General features: G+C 70.2%; 16 protein-coding genes and 1 pseudogene. 12 read left to right on the top strand and 5 right to left on the bottom strand.

What is annotated here, in order from left to right:
* Positions 1-558 precede the first annotated feature (558 nt).
* A complete protein-coding gene (locus tag ACIA6A_RS30445; RefSeq protein WP_396101376.1) occupies positions 559-1,650 on the bottom strand; it encodes a glycoside hydrolase family 26 protein in 1,092 nt (363 codons plus the stop codon).
* A gap of 231 nt (positions 1,651-1,881) precedes the next feature.
* Here ACIA6A_RS30445 and ACIA6A_RS30450 point away from each other — a divergent pair, with 231 nt between their 5' ends.
* The 7 genes and pseudogenes from ACIA6A_RS30450 to ACIA6A_RS30480 all read left to right on the top strand — a co-directional run bounded on the left by ACIA6A_RS30450 (position 1,882) and on the right by ACIA6A_RS30480 (position 8,386).
* Positions 1,882-2,172 carry a DUF1540 domain-containing protein gene (locus tag ACIA6A_RS30450; protein ID WP_396101377.1) on the top strand — a complete coding sequence of 97 codons (291 nt, stop codon included), beginning with the start codon at positions 1,882-1,884 and terminating at the stop codon, positions 2,170-2,172.
* A gap of 223 nt (positions 2,173-2,395) precedes the next feature.
* Positions 2,396-3,688, top strand: a complete 1,293-nt coding sequence (locus ACIA6A_RS30455; RefSeq protein WP_396101378.1) for a DUF222 domain-containing protein — start codon at positions 2,396-2,398, stop codon at positions 3,686-3,688.
* Positions 3,689-4,140: 452 nt separating this feature from the next.
* Positions 4,141-4,250, top strand: a pseudogene (locus tag ACIA6A_RS30460) (IS630 family transposase); the annotation flags it as partial.
* A 191-nt stretch (positions 4,251-4,441) separates the two neighbouring features.
* A complete protein-coding gene (locus ACIA6A_RS30465) occupies positions 4,442-5,194 on the top strand; it encodes an NUDIX hydrolase (RefSeq protein WP_396101379.1) in 753 nt (250 codons plus the stop codon).
* A 116-nt stretch (positions 5,195-5,310) separates the two neighbouring features.
* Entirely contained in the window at positions 5,311-6,165 is an 855-nt protein-coding gene (locus tag ACIA6A_RS30470; protein ID WP_396101380.1) for a molecular chaperone DnaJ, read from the top strand.
* A gap of 11 nt (positions 6,166-6,176) precedes the next feature.
* On the top strand, positions 6,177-7,169 hold the full coding sequence (locus ACIA6A_RS30475; RefSeq protein ID WP_396101381.1) for a hypothetical protein: 993 nt from the start codon (positions 6,177-6,179) through the stop codon (positions 7,167-7,169).
* Positions 7,166-8,386 (top strand): adenylosuccinate synthetase, encoded by a 1,221-nt coding sequence (locus tag ACIA6A_RS30480; protein ID WP_396101383.1) that lies wholly within the window; start codon positions 7,166-7,168, stop codon positions 8,384-8,386. The genes ACIA6A_RS30475 and ACIA6A_RS30480 overlap by 4 nt, the downstream gene beginning before the upstream one ends.
* On the opposite strand, the gene ACIA6A_RS30485 is transcribed toward ACIA6A_RS30480, so the two are convergent.
* The gene (locus ACIA6A_RS30485) at positions 8,349-9,554 is read right to left on the bottom strand and encodes an MFS transporter (RefSeq protein ID WP_396101384.1); all 1,206 of its coding nucleotides are present in this window, start codon (positions 9,552-9,554) and stop codon (positions 8,349-8,351) included. The genes ACIA6A_RS30480 and ACIA6A_RS30485 overlap by 38 nt on opposite strands.
* A gap of 80 nt (positions 9,555-9,634) precedes the next feature.
* Between ACIA6A_RS30485 and ACIA6A_RS30490 the strand changes: the two genes are divergently transcribed.
* Genes ACIA6A_RS30490 through ACIA6A_RS30500 form a run of 3 tightly spaced genes read left to right on the top strand, consistent with a single transcriptional unit; the run spans position 9,635 to position 10,777 of the window.
* On the top strand, positions 9,635-10,144 hold the full coding sequence (locus ACIA6A_RS30490) for a MarR family winged helix-turn-helix transcriptional regulator (RefSeq protein WP_396101385.1): 510 nt from the start codon (positions 9,635-9,637) through the stop codon (positions 10,142-10,144).
* Positions 10,141-10,341, top strand: a complete 201-nt coding sequence (locus ACIA6A_RS30495; RefSeq protein WP_396101386.1) for a hypothetical protein — start codon at positions 10,141-10,143, stop codon at positions 10,339-10,341. Before ACIA6A_RS30490 ends, ACIA6A_RS30495 begins: the two co-directional genes overlap by 4 nt.
* A gap of 7 nt (positions 10,342-10,348) precedes the next feature.
* Complete coding sequence (locus ACIA6A_RS30500) at positions 10,349-10,777, top strand: VOC family protein (RefSeq protein WP_396101387.1); 429 nt, start codon at positions 10,349-10,351, stop codon at positions 10,775-10,777.
* Positions 10,778-10,839: 62 nt separating this feature from the next.
* Here ACIA6A_RS30500 and ACIA6A_RS30505 read toward each other — a convergent pair whose 3' ends face one another.
* On the bottom strand, positions 10,840-11,598 hold the full coding sequence (locus ACIA6A_RS30505; RefSeq protein ID WP_396101388.1) for an NAD(P)-dependent oxidoreductase: 759 nt from the start codon (positions 11,596-11,598) through the stop codon (positions 10,840-10,842).
* Positions 11,599-11,667: 69 nt separating this feature from the next.
* Here ACIA6A_RS30505 and ACIA6A_RS30510 point away from each other — a divergent pair, with 69 nt between their 5' ends.
* Positions 11,668-12,246 (top strand): TetR/AcrR family transcriptional regulator, encoded by a 579-nt coding sequence (locus tag ACIA6A_RS30510; RefSeq protein ID WP_396101389.1) that lies wholly within the window; start codon positions 11,668-11,670, stop codon positions 12,244-12,246.
* Between the two features lie 267 nt (positions 12,247-12,513).
* Positions 12,514-13,293 (top strand): LPXTG cell wall anchor domain-containing protein, encoded by a 780-nt coding sequence (locus tag ACIA6A_RS30515; RefSeq protein WP_396101390.1) that lies wholly within the window; start codon positions 12,514-12,516, stop codon positions 13,291-13,293.
* Between the two features lie 241 nt (positions 13,294-13,534).
* Here ACIA6A_RS30515 and ACIA6A_RS30520 read toward each other — a convergent pair whose 3' ends face one another.
* Both ACIA6A_RS30520 and ACIA6A_RS30525 read right to left on the bottom strand, forming a co-directional pair.
* On the bottom strand, positions 13,535-14,671 hold the full coding sequence (locus ACIA6A_RS30520; protein WP_396101391.1) for a DUF5925 domain-containing protein: 1,137 nt from the start codon (positions 14,669-14,671) through the stop codon (positions 13,535-13,537).
* A 72-nt stretch (positions 14,672-14,743) separates the two neighbouring features.
* Entirely contained in the window at positions 14,744-15,655 is a 912-nt protein-coding gene (locus ACIA6A_RS30525) for a GIY-YIG nuclease family protein (protein ID WP_396101392.1), read from the bottom strand.
* Between the last annotated feature and the right edge of the window lie 16 nt (positions 15,656-15,671).

Genomic DNA, 15,671 nt, shown 5'->3' on the forward strand with positions numbered 1-15,671 from the left:
GTGGCTTCGGCCACCCGCCCGCTTTCCTGTTCTGCTGTCAGTCGGCGAACAGGGATCTGTCTCTCGTGGCCGAACCTGGGTTCTTCAGGCATGCCATGTCGCTCGGAGAAGTAGGCCTCGTAGGCCCATCCAGGTCACGTGGTCGGGGTTCTCCTTGCCGGCGTCCGCGGTCGGGACCACGCCCCATCCGCCGACCGCGAAGGGCTTTCCGTGGCTGCGGGCGACATCGTAGAGCCAGACCGGGCCTTCCGCTTTACGGTCGTCCGGGTTGGTGGCCCGGATGCTGTCTGCCGCCCGGCGGTAACACGTGAGCCAGGTCGCGGTGTCGTCCGCTCGCCAGGACGAGGATTGCTCGTTGAATTCCCAGCCGAGGCGGGACGGTGGAGTCGGCCCGGTCGTGGGTTCGCATGAGGGTGCCGAAAGCGCGGAAGTCCTCGTCGTGGTCGCCGTTGACGACGGACAGGCCATTTCTGCCCGGCCAGGTGCCGGCCGGGCGACAAGATCGAGGCCGATGGCGTGGGGGTGGCGCCGGCTGCGGCGCCGGTGCCCGGACCTGTGTCATGCGCCGAACAGCGAGGTGTAACGGGCGGCGGACGACGGGTTCCGGGTGCAGTTCGCGGTGGTCAGATAGAGGCTGGACTGGATGTCACTGGAGTCGCAGTCCGAGAAGTACGCCTCGTAGGCGAGGAATTCCGCGTGGCCCGCGAACCACGCGTGCATCCACGTGACGAAATCCGGGTTCTCCTTGCCCGCGTCACCGGTCGGGGTCACTCCCCATTCGCCGACCGAGAACAGTTTGTCGTGGGCCCGGGCGAAATCGTAGAGCCAGGTGAGGCCTTCGGCTGCGGCGGCCGTACGGTCGAAATCGGCTTTGGTGGGTGACCAGGGGTAATGGTCGTAGTTGTCGATTCCCACGATGTCGACGTATTCGTCGCCGGGGTAACAGTTGGTGCTCACGCCGGTGCAGACGCTGCTCGCGGTGTTGTGGGCGTTGATCGTCCAATCGAGCACGACGTCGGGATTCGTCACCCGGATGTTGTCGGCCGCACGGCGGTAACAACTGATCCAGGTCGCCTGGTCGTCGGCGCGCCAGGGCGACGTCGTCTCGTTGAATTCCCAGCCCAGCCGGACAATCGAGTCGCCGCGGTCATGGGTGCGCATCAGAGTGCCGAAATTCTGCCAATCCGCGTCGTGGTCACCGTTTGCGCACGCGGCCAGGTCCGCCTCGGCGCCGATCGGGACAAGACCCTGCGAAACGACGAGTACGCCGTTGAAGGTGGCAAAATTGTCGAACGTCCAGTCGCTGCCGGCGGTCATGGTCTGCCAGTCCGTACGGTCGGTGTAGGTCTGGGCGATCGGGCAGGCCCGGCCCCGGGCGGTGCAGAAGGCTTCGACGCTCGCGGTGTCCAGGGTCGGGCTGCCGTTGACCCCGGACAGGCCGTTGGTGCCGGGCCAGGCCCCGTCGGAGCGGGTCAGCGCGATCATCCGCTGCGCCGACCGGGCCGTCGCGGTCGTGCCGGACGCCGATGCCGACGGGGTCAGCACGGCCGGCTCGTCGTCGTCGCCGGACGAGCAGCCGGTGGCCACGGCCAGTGCGGTGAGCGCGCTGAGCAGCAGCGCCTGCCGGCCGCGGTGGTGTGGTTCGGCCATCCGGTCCGTCCCTCGGGCTTTTGTCGTTGTTTGGACCAGTATGGCAGCCGGGGGCCGGACTGGGGCGCGACGCGCGAGAAATGGTGAGGCATGCCTTACCTAAAGGGCGGTAATTGTTGCCTTACCTATTCTTTGCGCAAAAACAAATGTCTTACGGCCCTACCGTGCGCTGCTCACAATAATGGTTTATCGTCGGTCAGGACATACGTCTGGAGAGAGGGAGGTCACGTCATGACTCAGATGATGGAGATGCCGCGCGTCTCGGCTTGTACGGTCAGCGGATGCGGGTACAACCACGACGGGTGTACGGCCTTCGCGATCACCATCGGTCGCGCGAACTCGGAGTGCGACACGTTCATCGACACCGCCGACAAGGGCGGCATGGGCCAGGCCGTGGCCCAGGTCGGCGCCTGTAAGCGCTCCGAGTGCGTGCACAACACGAACCTCGAGTGCCACGCGTCGGCGATCACGGTGGGTGCGGCGGCCGACGGTGCCGACTGCCTCACGTTCTCGGCGAGCTAAGTGCTTAAGTAAGGCTTGCCTAAAGCTGACAGGCCGTTGCCCGGGATCGGGTGGCGGCCTTCCGGCTTTCTGTGTCCCCTTCTTTCTGTGCCCCCTTCCGGCTTTCTGTGCCCGGCCTGCCCGTGATGTTCCGGGTTCACCATCGATTTCAGATAGTGAATGTGGATCTCCGCGGCCCTTGATCAATTTCTACGGTGTCGTACACCTGTTCTAAATTGGCCTCGTGGTGGGCGACGTGGAGCAGGTGGGCAAGGAAGCGGCGGAGCTCGCCGCGGCCCCGCTGTGCTCGCTACCGGACCACGAGATCATCGACCTGCTCCGCGCGGCGCACCACCTGGAGCAGGTTGCCGTCGTCTTGCAGTCCCGTCTGGTCCGCGAGGCCGACATCCGCAAGCTGCCCCGGACTCAGGGCGCCCGTTCCCTCGCCGCGTGGCTGCGGCATGTGTTGTTGCTGGATCCCCAGCCGGCACGACTACTCGCCGACCAGGCCTCCGCCCCACCACGCCCCGCGATCGAGCAGGCCGTCCTGGACGGCCAGGTGAACGTGCGCCAAGCCGCAGTGATCACCGCGACCGTGCAGTCCATCCCCAGCGACCTCGCCGCCCTCACCACCGCGAACCCCGGCACCCTCGGTGGCGTCAATGTCCCGAAGATCGTGCGGGACGCCGAGACCATCATGCTCGCGTACGCCGGGCAGTTCCCCGCCTACCAGCTACGCCGTATCGGTGAACGCATCCTCGCCCACGCCGCCCCGCACCTCGCCGACCAGGCCGATGAGGCCGCGTTGGCTCGGCAGGAGGCCCGTAACCACCGTCGGCGTGGCCTGACTTTCTCGTTGCCGGTGGAGGGTCTTGTCCGGGTCTCCGGTCTGCTCGGTGCCGAGGAAGCCGCGACCGTGAACGCTGCACTGCACCCGTTGTGCAAACCGGTCCCGGACGACACCCGTACCCCGGCCCAGCGCCGCGCCGACGCACTGATCAGCGTCTGTGCCCTCGCCCTGCGCACCACCGAGTTGCCCGACGACGGCGCAGAGCCCCCGCAACTCGCGGTCACCGTCGCCTATGACCCGCTCATGTGTGCCCTGGGTGCGGCCACCACCGACACCGGCGAACGCCTCTCCGCTGCGACGGCACGCAGGCTGGCCTGTGACGCTCGGATCCTGCCCATCGTCCTCGGCAGTGCTGGGCAGATCCTCGACATGGGCCGAACCAGCCGAACGGCCGGCAAGGTCTTGCGCCGGGCTCTACGCCTGCGTGATCGTGGCTGCGCTTTCCCCGGCTGTGACCGGCCGCCGCGCTGGACCGACGCACACCATGTCGATCATTGGATCGATGGAGGGCCGACCAGTCTGGACAACATGGTCCTGCTCTGTCGGCATCATCATCGGCTGATCCACCACCCGACCGCCGGTTGGACCATCCGCATCGGCTCCGAGGGTCACCCCGAGTTCGTCCCCCCGTTCACGATCGACCCGACCCAGCGACCTCGCCGCAACCTCTACCACTTGCGCATCTGACGTTTGTGCGCAGGTCCGTGGCTCTGCGCCACCATGCGTGGCTCCTTCCCGTGGGTTCACTGCGGCGTCGCGTGGCTCCATCCCGTGCGGGTTCACCTCGGCGTCCCCACCGATCCGTGCCGCGGCACCCGTGGCTGTCCGGGTCGCGTGGTCTCGGGGGGCGCAATGTCCAACGAGCGCTGAGGTCGGGGTGAGTGGGAGCCGGGGCCGTGCTCGTCCTTGTCGCCGGACTCGAGATCCGTGCGGGTCATCCACTCGCTCACGTCGGCCCCGATCGGATTCGCCCACCTACCCCGGGCACAACGCACGCGCCCCGATCCGAGCCGGCGCCCCGGACTCCGGACAACGTCATGCGGGCCGCCGGGTTCTGAGCCCAGGGGCGTCCTATGCAGCGCCTTGCCGTGGGCCGAGCGACGTTCGCCGGACGCTGGGTCAGGCCAGGTGGAAACTGTCCAAGGATCCAGATCCTGCCCGGCACCCCGCAACGCGCCGGCCATGACTACGTCCGCGCCGGCACGTCCAGCCTTATGCCGCGCGGGACCTGACCGCCGGCAAAGTCATCAGGTGGACGAGGGCAGGTCTCTGGTTGGGCGGGGGTCGGTGCGCGTTCTTGGTGGCGGCTGGCTGTGGCGGGGCGGCGGCCAAGGTTGAGGTGGACCTGACTGATGGCTCTGGGGTTGTGCTCATGGTGAGTATGAGTTAGGTTGTTCTCAGATCGAGTTTTACTCAGGGCGAGAACATTGAGGGGCTGACGTGACGGACGAGCGGGAGTTTCTGGCGGGGTATGACCCGTCTGCCTATGCGCCGGTCGCGGTGACCGTTGATGTTGTTGCGCTGACGATCCGGGCGGGGCGGCTGCATGTGCTGCTGGTCGAGCGGGGTGGGCACCCGTTCGCGGGGTGGCGGGCTCTTCCCGGGGGGTTCGTGCAGGACGAGTCGCTGGATGCGGCTGCTCGGCGGGAGCTGGCCGAGGAGACCGGGTTGCGGCCGGGGGAGGGCGCGCTGGACCGGGTTCACCTGGAGCAGCTGCGCTCTTACGGCACCCCCGGCCGTGACCCCCGGATGCGGGTCTTCTCGGTGGCCTACCTGGCGTTCGCGCCGAGTCTGCCCGATCCCCGGGCCGGGTCCGATGCTTCCGGGGCGTTCTGGGTGCCGGTCGACGAGGCCCGGGAGCTGGCCTTCGACCATGCCGAGATTCTGGCCGACGGGCTCGACCGGGCTCGGTCCAAGTTGGAGTACACGCCGCTGGCCACCGCTTTTGTCGGCACCGAGTTCACCATCGCGGAGCTGCGTTCGGTGTACGCCGCGGTGTGGGGCGAGGAACTGCACGCCGGCAATTTTCATCGCAAGGTGCTGTCCGTTCCCGGCTTTGTCGAGAGCACGGGGGAGACCGCGGCCCGGGCCGGGGAGCGGGGTGGTCCCAAACCCAAGTTGTACCGGGCCGGGGACGCACGCCTGTTGCATCCGGCTCTGCTGCGCCCGGCCAGGGAGGACGGTGTCCGATGATGTCCTTCGACGCAGCGATTGCCTCGATCGGGGGCGCCGCCGTATTCCGTGAATTGCTCACCGGGCCGCTTGCGGGTGTGGCGCCCGGGGTCGCGTACAAAACGCTTCTGAAGATTGTGCATCCGGATGTCGCACCCGCGGGTCAGGGCCCGGCCGCGACGCGGGCCACCGCCAAGCTTTCGGCGCTGTGGGCGCGCGACGGCAGTCTGACGACGCGGCGCGCGACCTACCGGCTGGGTGACCGGGTCGCCGCGGGTGACCTGGCCGACCTGCTGGCGCTCGACGACGACAAGCTGCTGAAACTGCCGCGCCTGCCCGGCGACAACGACCTGATGCGGGCCGAGGTCAGCGTGCTGACCCTGCTGTCCGACAGGGGCGACCCGCGGCATCGGGCCTACGCGCCGCGACTGATCGAGACCTTCACCCATGAGGACCGCGATGGGGTACGCCGCACCGCTGCCGTGCTGGGCCGGCTCGACGGGTTCGTGCCGCTGACCGGGCTGGAGCATCGTCTCGACCCGCGGGACGTGGCGTGGATGTGGCGCCGGCTGCTGACCGGGATCGGCTGGGCGCACCGGGCCGGGGTCGTGCACGGCGCGATCGTGCCCGAGCACGTGCTCATCCATCCGGAGGCGCACGGCCTGGTGCTCGTCGACTGGTGTTACAGCGTCGCGGTGGGCGGCACCGTCCCGGCGATCGTGTCGCGTCACAAGTCCGCCTATCCACCCGAGGTCCTGGCCAAGCAGCCGGCCACCGCCGCCACCGACATCCACATGGCGTCCGGGCTGATGCTGCGGCTGATCAAGGATCCGCCCGCCGCGTTGCGGCGCTTCGCCGCGGGCTGCCGTTTCGACGCGCCGCGCATGCGTCCCCAGGACGCGTGGCAGTTGCTCGCCGAGTTCGACGAGCTGCTGGAAGACCTGTACGGCCCCCGCCGGTTCCGCGCGTTCGCGCTGCCGGCCCTTACCTGAAGGAGAACATCATGGGAAGCGGACGCTGGTCCACCGACGTCTACTCCGCCGCCGCCAGTTACCGGGCCGCGACCGGCACGAGCGCTTTCGCCTACAGCGACAGCGGCGCCCGGTCGGCGCACCCGGCCCTCGACCCCAAGGGCGTCGGCAAGCGGGAGAGCCGCGACAGCGCCGAACACCCGCAGAGCACCCCGATCGCCGTCATGTTCGACGTGACCGGTTCGATGGGCAGCGTTCCGCGTACGTTGCAGGAGAAGTTGCCGCAACTGCTGGGCCTGCTGACCCGCAAGGGCTACGCCACCGACCCGCACATCATGTTCGGCGCGGTCGGTGACGCCACCTGTGACCGGGTTCCGCTGCAGGTCGGGCAGTTCGAGTCGGACAACCGGATGGACGAGGACCTGGCCCGCATCGTGCTGGAGGGCGGCGGCGGCGGGCAGCGCACCGAGTCGTACGAGCTGGCCATGTACTTCATGGCGCGGCACACCGACATGGACAGTGTCACCAAGCGGGGCCGGCGCGGCTACCTGTTCCTGATCGGCGACGAGATGCCGTACGGGCAGGTCAAGCCGAAGGAGGTCGCCAAGTTCCTGGGCGAGAAGCTGAAGGAGCCGATCCCGGTCGAGGCGATGGTGGCCGAACTGCAGCGCACGTTCGACGTCTACTACATCCTGCCGTCCGCGGCGAGCTACGGCGGCGACAAGGAGATCCTCGGCTACTGGCGGCGGCTGCTCGGTCAGCAGGTCATCGAGCTGGACGACCTGGACGCGGTGTGCGAGACCATCGCGCTGACCGTGGGCCTGGGCGAGGAGGCGATCGACCTGGCCGCCGGTCTCGCCGACCTGACCGACGTCGGCTCGGCGGCGGGGGCGTCGGTGAGCCGGGCCCTGGCCCCGATCGGTGCGCAGCGCGGTGCGGTGGTCCGGTCGGAGCTGGCCGTCGGCGGTGCTGCTCTCGGCGGTGCTGCTCTCGGGGGCGCTACCTCCGGGAGTGAACGGCTGTGACCAGCGAACACGTCGCCGTGGTCGACCTCGGCTACGGCGACGCCGGCAAGGGGACGGTGGTCGACGCCCTCTGCGGCGACGGCGGTGTGCGCGCGGTGTTGCGCTTCAACGGGGGAGCGCAGGCCGCCCACAACGTCGTCGCCCCGGACGGCCGGCACCACACGTTCGCGCAGTTCGGGTCGGGCACGTTCGCGGGCGTGCCCACCCACCTGACCCGGTTCGTGGTCGTCGACCCGCTGGCCCTGGCGGCCGAGGCGGCGTCGCTCGGCAACCCGTTCCACCTGCTCACGATCGACGCCGACGCGCTGCTGGTCACCCCCTGGCACCGGGCCGCCAACCAGGTGCGGGAGCGGCGGCGCGGCGGGGGACGGCACGGTTCGTGCGGCATGGGCATCGGGCAGACCATGGAGTACGCCCTGAGCAACGCCGACGCGCCCCGCGCCGCAGACGTGCGGTCGGCGGCGCTGCGGCTCAAACTGGCGGCTGTCCGGGACCGGCTGGTCGCCGCGTTCGGGCCGCTGGACGCGCCGCCGCTCGACGACGTGGTGGCCGCGTTCCGGGCGTTCGGGGCGGCGGTGTCGATCGTGGACGCCTCGTACACGGCGAAGCTGCTGCGGGAGGGCCGGTGCGTGTTCGAGGGCGCGCAGGGGGTGCTGCTGGACGAGTGGCGGGGCTGGCACCCGTACACGACGTGGTCCACGACGACGTTCGACAACGTGGCTGAGCTGTGTGACTCGTTCGAGCGGCTGGGGGTGGTGCGCACGTACACGACCCGCCACGGTGCCGGGCCGTTCGTCACCGAGGCGCCGCTGGATCTGCCCGAGGCGCACAACGGGGTGGGGCAGTGGCAGGGCGCGTTCCGGGTGGGTCACTTCGACGCGGTCGCCCACCGGTACGCGGTCGAGGTGGCCGGCGGTGTCGACGCGCTGGCCGTCACCCACCTCGACGCCCCGTCCCGGTGCCCGGCTCTGCGGATCTGCACCTCCTACGACGTGGCGGACCGTCTCGAGCCCGGCCCGTTCCGGGACCTGGCGTATCAGCGGGAGCTGACCGCCCTGGTCTCGCGCGCCGAGCCGGCCGCCCTGCACCGGCCCGCCTCGTTCGTGGACGACATCGCGGACCTGCTCGGCGCCCCGGTGCGGCTCGAGTCGTGGGGCCCGAACCGCACCGGCAAACGTTTCAGGACAGCGGTACGCGTTCCGGCTCCCGCACGATGACCCGGGTCAGGTCGCGGGTGCCGCGGACGGCCAGCGGGATCAGGCCGGCACCGAACATGATCACCGCGCTGATCGTCAGCACCCGGTCGACGCCCAGCGCCGCGGCCAGTGGCCCCGCGACCGCGTTGCCGATCGGCATGGCCAGCAGCGACGTCAGGATGTCCCATGAGGTCACCCGGGCCAGCACCCGGTGCGGGATGTGGTCCTGGATCGCGGTCTCCCACGCCACGGCGAAGAAATTCAGCCCGGCGTACCCGAGCGCCGCCCCGGCGAGGACCGCGGTCAGCGTTCCGGGCCACACGAACGCCAGGGCCCAGAACGGCATCAGCAGCACGCCGACCCAGCCGGCCCGCAGCAGCCGGACCGGTCGCCGGCGCAGGGCGACCGTCGCGCCGATGACCCCGCCCACGCCCTCGGCCGCGGCGACGAACCCGGCCGCGTGGGCCCCGCCCAGCCGCTCCACGGCGACGACCTGGGCCAGCACCAGCACCATCCCGTTCGCCACGTGGTAGACGCTCGACGCGAGGATGCCGGACAGCAGCCAGTCCCGTTCGCGGATCTCCCGCCAGCCCGCGCCGAGTTCGGTCAGCATCCCTTCGCGGGGCACCCGGACGGCCCGCGCCCGGATCAGCAGCGCGGCGACCCCGGAGGCCACGAAACTCACCGCGTTGACCCCGAACCCGGCGGTCGCCCCGAACCCGGCCACGACCAGCCCGCCCAGCGCCGGGCCGGCGACCCGGGCGCTGGTCTGCAGCAGGGCGAGCGTGGCGTTGGCCTGCTGGCGCCGGGCGGGTTCGACCAGCATCGGCTTGAGCGCGGTCATGGCCGGTTCGAAGAACGCCCCGGCCCCGGCGGAGACGGCGGCGAGCGCGCAGAGCAGCGGCATCCGGTATTCCCCGGCCGAGAACATGACCGCGATCGCGGCGGTGGCGGCGAACCGGACGGCGTCGGAGAGCACCATCACCCGCTGCGGCTGGACCCGGTCGGCCCACACGCCACCGAACAGCGTGCAGGCCAGCATGGCGAGCACCGAGCTGCCCATGACGAGCCCGAGGTCGCCGGCGCCACCGCCGGCGAGCAGGACGGCGACGGCCAGCGCCACGGTCTGGAAGCCGTTGCCGAACCAGGACAGGGACATACCGGTGGCGAGCAGCCGGAAATCGCTCATGACCGGGAACTGTAGTTCACCATCGAACTATTAAGCAATGAACTATTCGACGCTTGCTGGATCTCTGGCATGATGGGGGCATGGCGAAGGAGATCGAGGACGGCGTCGACGGCCACGTCCGCCGCTGGTCGACGCTCTGGGAGGCGAACCCGCAGGTCGCACCCGAGATCGAGGGCGCGCTCATCCGGATGAAGAACATCCTGCGGCGGGAGCGCCGAGGGGATGTCGCGGCGTTCACCGACCCCGCCTTCACCCGCGAGGACTACCACACCCTGCACGTGCTGATGATCCAGCCGTACCCGGTGGAAGCGACCCCGGCCCAGCTCGCCGAGGCGGCGAACGTGACCCGGGCGGCGATGACCGCCCGGCTCGACCGGCTCACCAGAGCAGAACTGATCACTCGCGAGGTCGAGCCGCAGGACCGCCGCCGGGTGGTCGTGCGCCCCACCGCCGCCGGCCGGGCCGCCTGGGAGAAACACATCCACGCCGGGATGGCCCGCGACTGGGAGCTGTTCGCCGCGCTCGACATCGACGAGCTCAAACAGCTCAATACCCTGCTCCGCAAGGTCAACCGCTCGTTCGAGGAATGAGAGGCACCGCCCTGGTCGAGGTCCGCGAGCTGCTCCCGCACCTGCACCTGCTCGCGTTCCCGGTCGGCCCGAAAGTGCTGTTCACCGGCGACACCATCGCCCGCGCCCCGGACGACCGGGTCATGCTCGACGTCGACCTCGCCTGTTTCGGCCACGGCGGCCCGGCTACCGGCGTGGAGGTCCGGGCTGCGCGATGATGGTCCGATGCAGCTGAGCATGATCGGTCTCGTCGCGGCCGCCGCCGACCCCACCGCCAGCGCGGCCTGGTTCACCGAGCACTTCGGATTCACCGTCGGCATCGACCTCGGGTGGTACGTGAACACCCAGCACCACGGCCACACCGACGTCAGCCTCGACTTCGTGCAACGCGACCACGAATCCTGGCCGGCGGCGACCCGCGGCAAGGACGTGGTCGGCACCCTCGTGGCGTTCGTCGTCGACGACGTGGACGCGGAACACGAACGGCTCACCGCGGCCGGCCTCGACGTCGTCCTGCCCCTGGTCACCGAGCCGTGGGGGCAGCGCCGCTTCCAGGTCGCCGCCCCGGACGGCCTGCTCGTCGAGGTCCTGCAGATGGTCACCCCCGACCCGGCCTGGCTGACCGCGAACGGCTTCACCCCGCCCGCCGGATAGGCTGCTGACCCTGCGCGGACCCTGCGCGGCTTCAAGGCGGGCCGGCGTGGGCTCAGTGCGGCTCAGTAGGCCACGGCGATCGCGTGGTGGATCGTCGCGGGATTACGGGCGGCGGTCAGGATCGCGTCGGCGAGGTCGGCCCGCGAGAGCGTCATGCCCCGGCGGACCGTACGGTCGATCTCCGTACGGTGACCCTTCCGGCCGCCGTTCGTCAACCGCGGCGGCCGCATGATCGTCCAATCCAGCCCACTCGCCCTGACCAGCGTCTCGGTGGCTGCGAAATCCTCGAACGACGCCCGCAGGAACCGCCGCAGAATCGGCTTGATCGCCCGCGTGGCCAGGTCATCGTTGGGGTCGGTAACGTGCCCGGAAGCCGTGACGACCACCAGGCGCCGAACCCCGGTGGACCGCATCGCCATGATGATCGCCTGAGCCCCGGGCGCACAGATCGGGTCATCCACCCCCGGCCGATGCCCCAGCGCCGAGACGACGACATCGGCCCCGCGAACAGCCGCCTCGATCGCCGCCGCATCAGTAGGATCGGCCTCGAAAACCTCAACCCCGCCCCCTACCCCCGCGCTGCCCGGACCCTCTGCGGTGGTGTTCCGGTCTTCTGTGGTGTCCCGGCCTTCCGTGGGTGAGTTCCGGCCGTCGGCGGTGAGGCTGCTGGCTTTTGCGGCGGCGCTGTGGCGGGTTGCGGTGATTCTCTGGCCGGCCTCGGCGGAGCGGACGACGGCGACGATGTCATCACCGGCTCGTTTTGCCTGGTCGATCAGCTGAAGGCCGGTGCCGCCGGTAGCTCCGAACAGGGCGATACGCATCGATGCTCCTCTGGTTAGTAAACGCTTACTACCTTTCCAGGATGGTGAGCGCTCACTAACCTGTCAAGGGTGGGCACCCGAGACGTCATCATCGACGCGGCCGCCGCCGTCATCCGTGACCGCGGGCTGGCCGCCGCCACCACTCGGCAGATCGCTGCTCGAGCCGGCTTTTCGGAGGCGACGCTCTACAAGCACTTCGCCGACAAGGTCGAACTGATGCTCGCGGTGCTGCAGGAGCGGTCCCCGGGCCAGGCCGACCTCGGCGCCGCCCTGGCGGACGCCGACGGCGATCTGGAGGACCGGCTCACCGCGATCGCTCAGGCCCTGATCGTCTTCTTCAGCGACAACGTCCCGATGCTGGCGTCGGTGTTCTCCGACCGGACGATCCTGCGCGGGCACACCGAGGGCCTGCGCAAACATGGCGGTGGTCCCCACCATGTCAACGAGGCTCTGATGACCTTCCTCCAGCGCGAGTCCACTGCTGGCCGGATCGCCGCGGACGCCGATCTCTATGCGGCTGCTGCACTGTTCGCCGGCGCTTGCATGCAGCACGCTTTCCTCGGTCACCTGGGGTGGGACGCCCGGCGGGATGACGGCGCTGCTGCTCGCTCTTTTGCCCGGACTCTGCTTGCGGGGTTGTCGGGGTGATCACCTTGCGGTGGGAGGTTCGTGCTGCCGCGCTGTGGTGGCGGCGGGAGGGTTGGTCAGTTCTGCGAACCCATGGCGGGCCGGCGGTGTCTCGAGCTTGAGCGGCGGACGGTTCATCGCTCCGTCAACGGCTGGGCTCACGTGGATGCGTGGTCATGCTGTCGGGCGCTTCCGTCGGTGGTCGGCCCACCATCAATACCGTTTGATTCTCTGTCCACTGTCGGTACTATCCCCACGTTTTGCTTGCAACGGGGGAGGAAGAGCTACATGCGACGGAAGTTGTCGGCCGGCGTTCTGATGGCGTTGGTGTTTCTTGTTCCGGCGGCACCGGCGATGGCCCAGGCCGAACCGCCCGTGCTCAACGAGGCCTGTCAAACGGTCGAGCGCAAGGTGTACAAGGACATCCGCGAGCTGGTGACCATCGATCTGGACACCGCCACCGATGTGCAGGTGCGGGTGCTGGCCGCCCAGATCCTGGCTGAGGCGAACGCCGAGTCGCTGCCCGTGCTGCCTCGTGCACTGCGGGAACACCTTGAAGGCCCCGCTGATGAGCTGCGGACCTTCTTCAAGGAAGACCTGCAGAAAGCTTGGGCGACGGATCTGCGGATCTCGGTGGTCCGGACGTTGACGGACGCGGGCGCCAACGTTGCGGCGGCCGCGCAGAAGGTGCTCGAAGGCCAGGGTATCGACGTCTATCTGGCTTACCTGAACGACGGCCTGTACGCAGCCCGCGCGCTCGACTGCGCGGTCCAGCCCTCGCCGTCGCAGCCCTCGCCGTCGCAGTCGGCATCGTCGCAGCCCTCGCCGTCGCAGTCCGCGTCGTCGCAGCCCACATCGACACCGAGCGTCACGCCCAGTGCCACGACTACCGCTGACGCGAGCCCTGTTTCCTCCGCCGACCCGGGTGCCGCGGGTGGCGAGGGTGGTGGACTGCCCGTGACCGGTGCCGCCGCCGGGACCGTGGCCGGCATCGGGGGCGGCCTTCTGCTCATCGGTGGTGCCGTCTACCTGATCGGACGCCGGCGCCGCTCCCGATTCGTGGCGTAGCTGAACCGACGCGCCCGGCTCGATCGTGCACCGGGCCGGGCCGGGCCGGGCCGGGACTGGTCGAGTCGGGCCGGGCAGCACAGTGGCAGCAGCGTTCCGGCCAGGGACCACGGCAGCGGCGAGGTGCTCCGCGCGCCCCATCGCGAAACCCGGCCAGGCACCCGGCGACCAGGAACGAAAGCCGGAAGCAAGCTCGCCCGCGAGGGCGGGGCCACGGTGCGGAAGCCCGTCCCGCCCAGCGCTACAGATACATGCCGGTGGAAGGCGCGGACTCCGGCACGGTGACCGGCTGGGCCCCGGTCTTCAGGGCGTACAGCTCGGCCAGCGTAGCCCCGTCCGGCCCGATGCCCTGGGACCGGCCGAGCCAGGCGGCCGCTTCCGCGTACGGGAGGCGCCCGACCTCGATGCTGGCCAGGCACCGGCCCGGCCGGACCACCGCGGGGTGCAGGGAGGCCAGGTCCTCGTTGGTGGTGATCGCGATCAGTGCGTTGCGGCCCTGGCCGAGCAGGCCGTCGGTGAGGTTGAGCAGGCGGGAGAGGGACTGGCCGGCGCTGGCCTTGGCCTCGCCGCTGATCAGTTCGTCGCAGTCCTCGAGCATGAGCAGCCGCCAGCGGGGCTCGTCGTCGTCGCCGCTGCCGAGCGCGACACTCATCAGGTAGGCCGGGTCGCCGAAGAGGCGTTCCGGGTCGAGGACGCAGTCGACCTGGCACCAGGTTCGCCACTGCTGGGCGAGGGCTCGCAGCGCGGTGGTCTTGCCGGTGCCCGGTTCGCCGTGCAACAACAGCAGGCGGCCGGCCACCGCGGTGCCGTCGAGGGCCATCAGGCGTTCGAGGGTACGGGCGACCGGCTCCGCGTAGTTGGCCCGGATCTTGTTCCAGGGGGCGGCGTCGATCTCGCGCTGGGCCCGGCGGGGGCCGTGCGGGCCGAAGTGCCAGAAGCCGATGGGGACGCTGTCCGCGGCCGGTTCGGGTTCCTCGACGGCGTTCGCGGAGGCCGACGTCAGCACGGACTCGGCGAGCTCGGCGCTGACCGCGGTCACCGTCACCCGGGCCCGGCGGCTCTGCTTCCAGCGGGTCACGTGCAGGGTCCAGCCGTCGCCGACCGAGAGCCGGCCGTGGCTGTCCTCCTCGAGCGCGTCGCGGACGAGGGTGGCGCCGTCCGTGGTCAATGCCGCGTCCGCCCGGACGTTCTCCAGGTAACTGGTGCGCCCGAACGGCTCCCGCCCGGTGACGAACGCGTCCAGCGCGAGCAGGTCGACGACGTCGATCAGCCGGTCGCCGTCATCGACGGAACCGGTCAGCGGCAGCGAGAGCGACGGGACCGCCGGCTCCACGGGACGGCTGCCGAGCCGGTCGACGGACTGATGGGGCGTACGCATTACCCCATGATCGTCGCGATCGGGGGGATGAGCATCCGGTTTTCGGCGAGGTTGATCCGAACGGGGCACACCTCAGGACACCACAGTGGCCAGCCGGGCGGCCAGTTCGGCGTTGCGCCGGGCGAAACCCTCCCAGCCCGGCGGGGGCGGTGCGGCGGGACGGGAGGTGTGGCGCTGGGTCCAGGTCCGCACCCGGCCGTCGCGGACGGTGAAGGACACGAGGACACCGTCCGCCCACCCCTGCACCGCGAAGTCACCGGCCCCGTCGCTGGTGACCCGCTGCGCGGCGGTGACCCAGGCGAGGGCGCGCGCCTCGTCCTGCACCCGTCCGGCGAGTTCGAATGCCAGCGAATCGGCTGCTCTGTCGCGTACCCGGGCAAGGGTTTCCTGGGCGGTCGCCACCGCGACCGGCTCGCGGAGCAGGACCGCCGCGACGGCCCGGGCCAGCTCGTCGCGGTCGTCCGCGGTCACTCCCCGCTGTGCGGCCATGTCACGCTCCGCGCCGGTCAGACCCTTCCTCGTGTACGCGAGAGGGTGCACCCGATGCAGCGCGCTGACCGTGAGACGGGTCCGGACGCCGCCGAGGTAGGGCCCGAAACGGGACACCCCGGTGACCTCGGGCTCGGGCACATGGGTGAGCCGGACCCCGGCGGTCGACGGGCGGGTGTCGAGCATCAGGTAGGCGGGGATCTCCTGCCCGCCGGCCGTCCTGTTCCACCGCGGCTTCGAGTGCTCCAGCAGATTGCGTTCGAGCCAGGCGGCCTCATGGACCGAGTCGCAGGCCACCGCCTCGATCCGGGCGACCCGGGGCACCATCCGCCGCAGGTGCCGCCGGTCCTTGAGCGCACCCCAGTAGGACGCGACGCGGGCCCTGAGCTCGGTCGCCCGTCCCACGTAGAGCACGCGCCCGGTCTCGTCGCGGAACCTGTACACCCCCGGCTCGGCGGGCAGCGCGGAGATCAACCGGCGGATCTGGGGTCCCATCCGGCCAGTATCCGCC

It is taken from the genome of Actinoplanes sp. NPDC051494 (assembly GCF_044454705.1).
GTDB lineage: Bacteria > Actinomycetota > Actinomycetes > Mycobacteriales > Micromonosporaceae > Actinoplanes.

Coding starts and splice junctions, on each gene's coding strand:
- ACIA6A_RS30445 (WP_396101376.1), bottom strand. CDS start 1,650: ATGGCCGAACCACACCACCGCGGCCGGCAGGCGCTGCTGCTCAGCGCG.
- ACIA6A_RS30450 (WP_396101377.1), top strand. CDS start 1,882: ATGACTCAGATGATGGAGATGCCGCGCGTCTCGGCTTGTACGGTCAGC.
- ACIA6A_RS30475 (WP_396101381.1), top strand. CDS start 6,177: ATGGGAAGCGGACGCTGGTCCACCGACGTCTACTCCGCCGCCGCCAGT.
- ACIA6A_RS30485 (WP_396101384.1), bottom strand. CDS start 9,554: ATGAGCGATTTCCGGCTGCTCGCCACCGGTATGTCCCTGTCCTGGTTC.
- ACIA6A_RS30490 (WP_396101385.1), top strand. CDS start 9,635: ATGGCGAAGGAGATCGAGGACGGCGTCGACGGCCACGTCCGCCGCTGG.
- ACIA6A_RS30495 (WP_396101386.1), top strand. CDS start 10,141: ATGAGAGGCACCGCCCTGGTCGAGGTCCGCGAGCTGCTCCCGCACCTG.
- ACIA6A_RS30500 (WP_396101387.1), top strand. CDS start 10,349: ATGCAGCTGAGCATGATCGGTCTCGTCGCGGCCGCCGCCGACCCCACC.
- ACIA6A_RS30505 (WP_396101388.1), bottom strand. CDS start 11,598: ATGCGTATCGCCCTGTTCGGAGCTACCGGCGGCACCGGCCTTCAGCTG.
- ACIA6A_RS30515 (WP_396101390.1), top strand. CDS start 12,514: ATGCGACGGAAGTTGTCGGCCGGCGTTCTGATGGCGTTGGTGTTTCTT.
- ACIA6A_RS30520 (WP_396101391.1), bottom strand. CDS start 14,671: ATGCGTACGCCCCATCAGTCCGTCGACCGGCTCGGCAGCCGTCCCGTG.
- ACIA6A_RS30525 (WP_396101392.1), bottom strand. CDS start 15,655: ATGGGACCCCAGATCCGCCGGTTGATCTCCGCGCTGCCCGCCGAGCCG.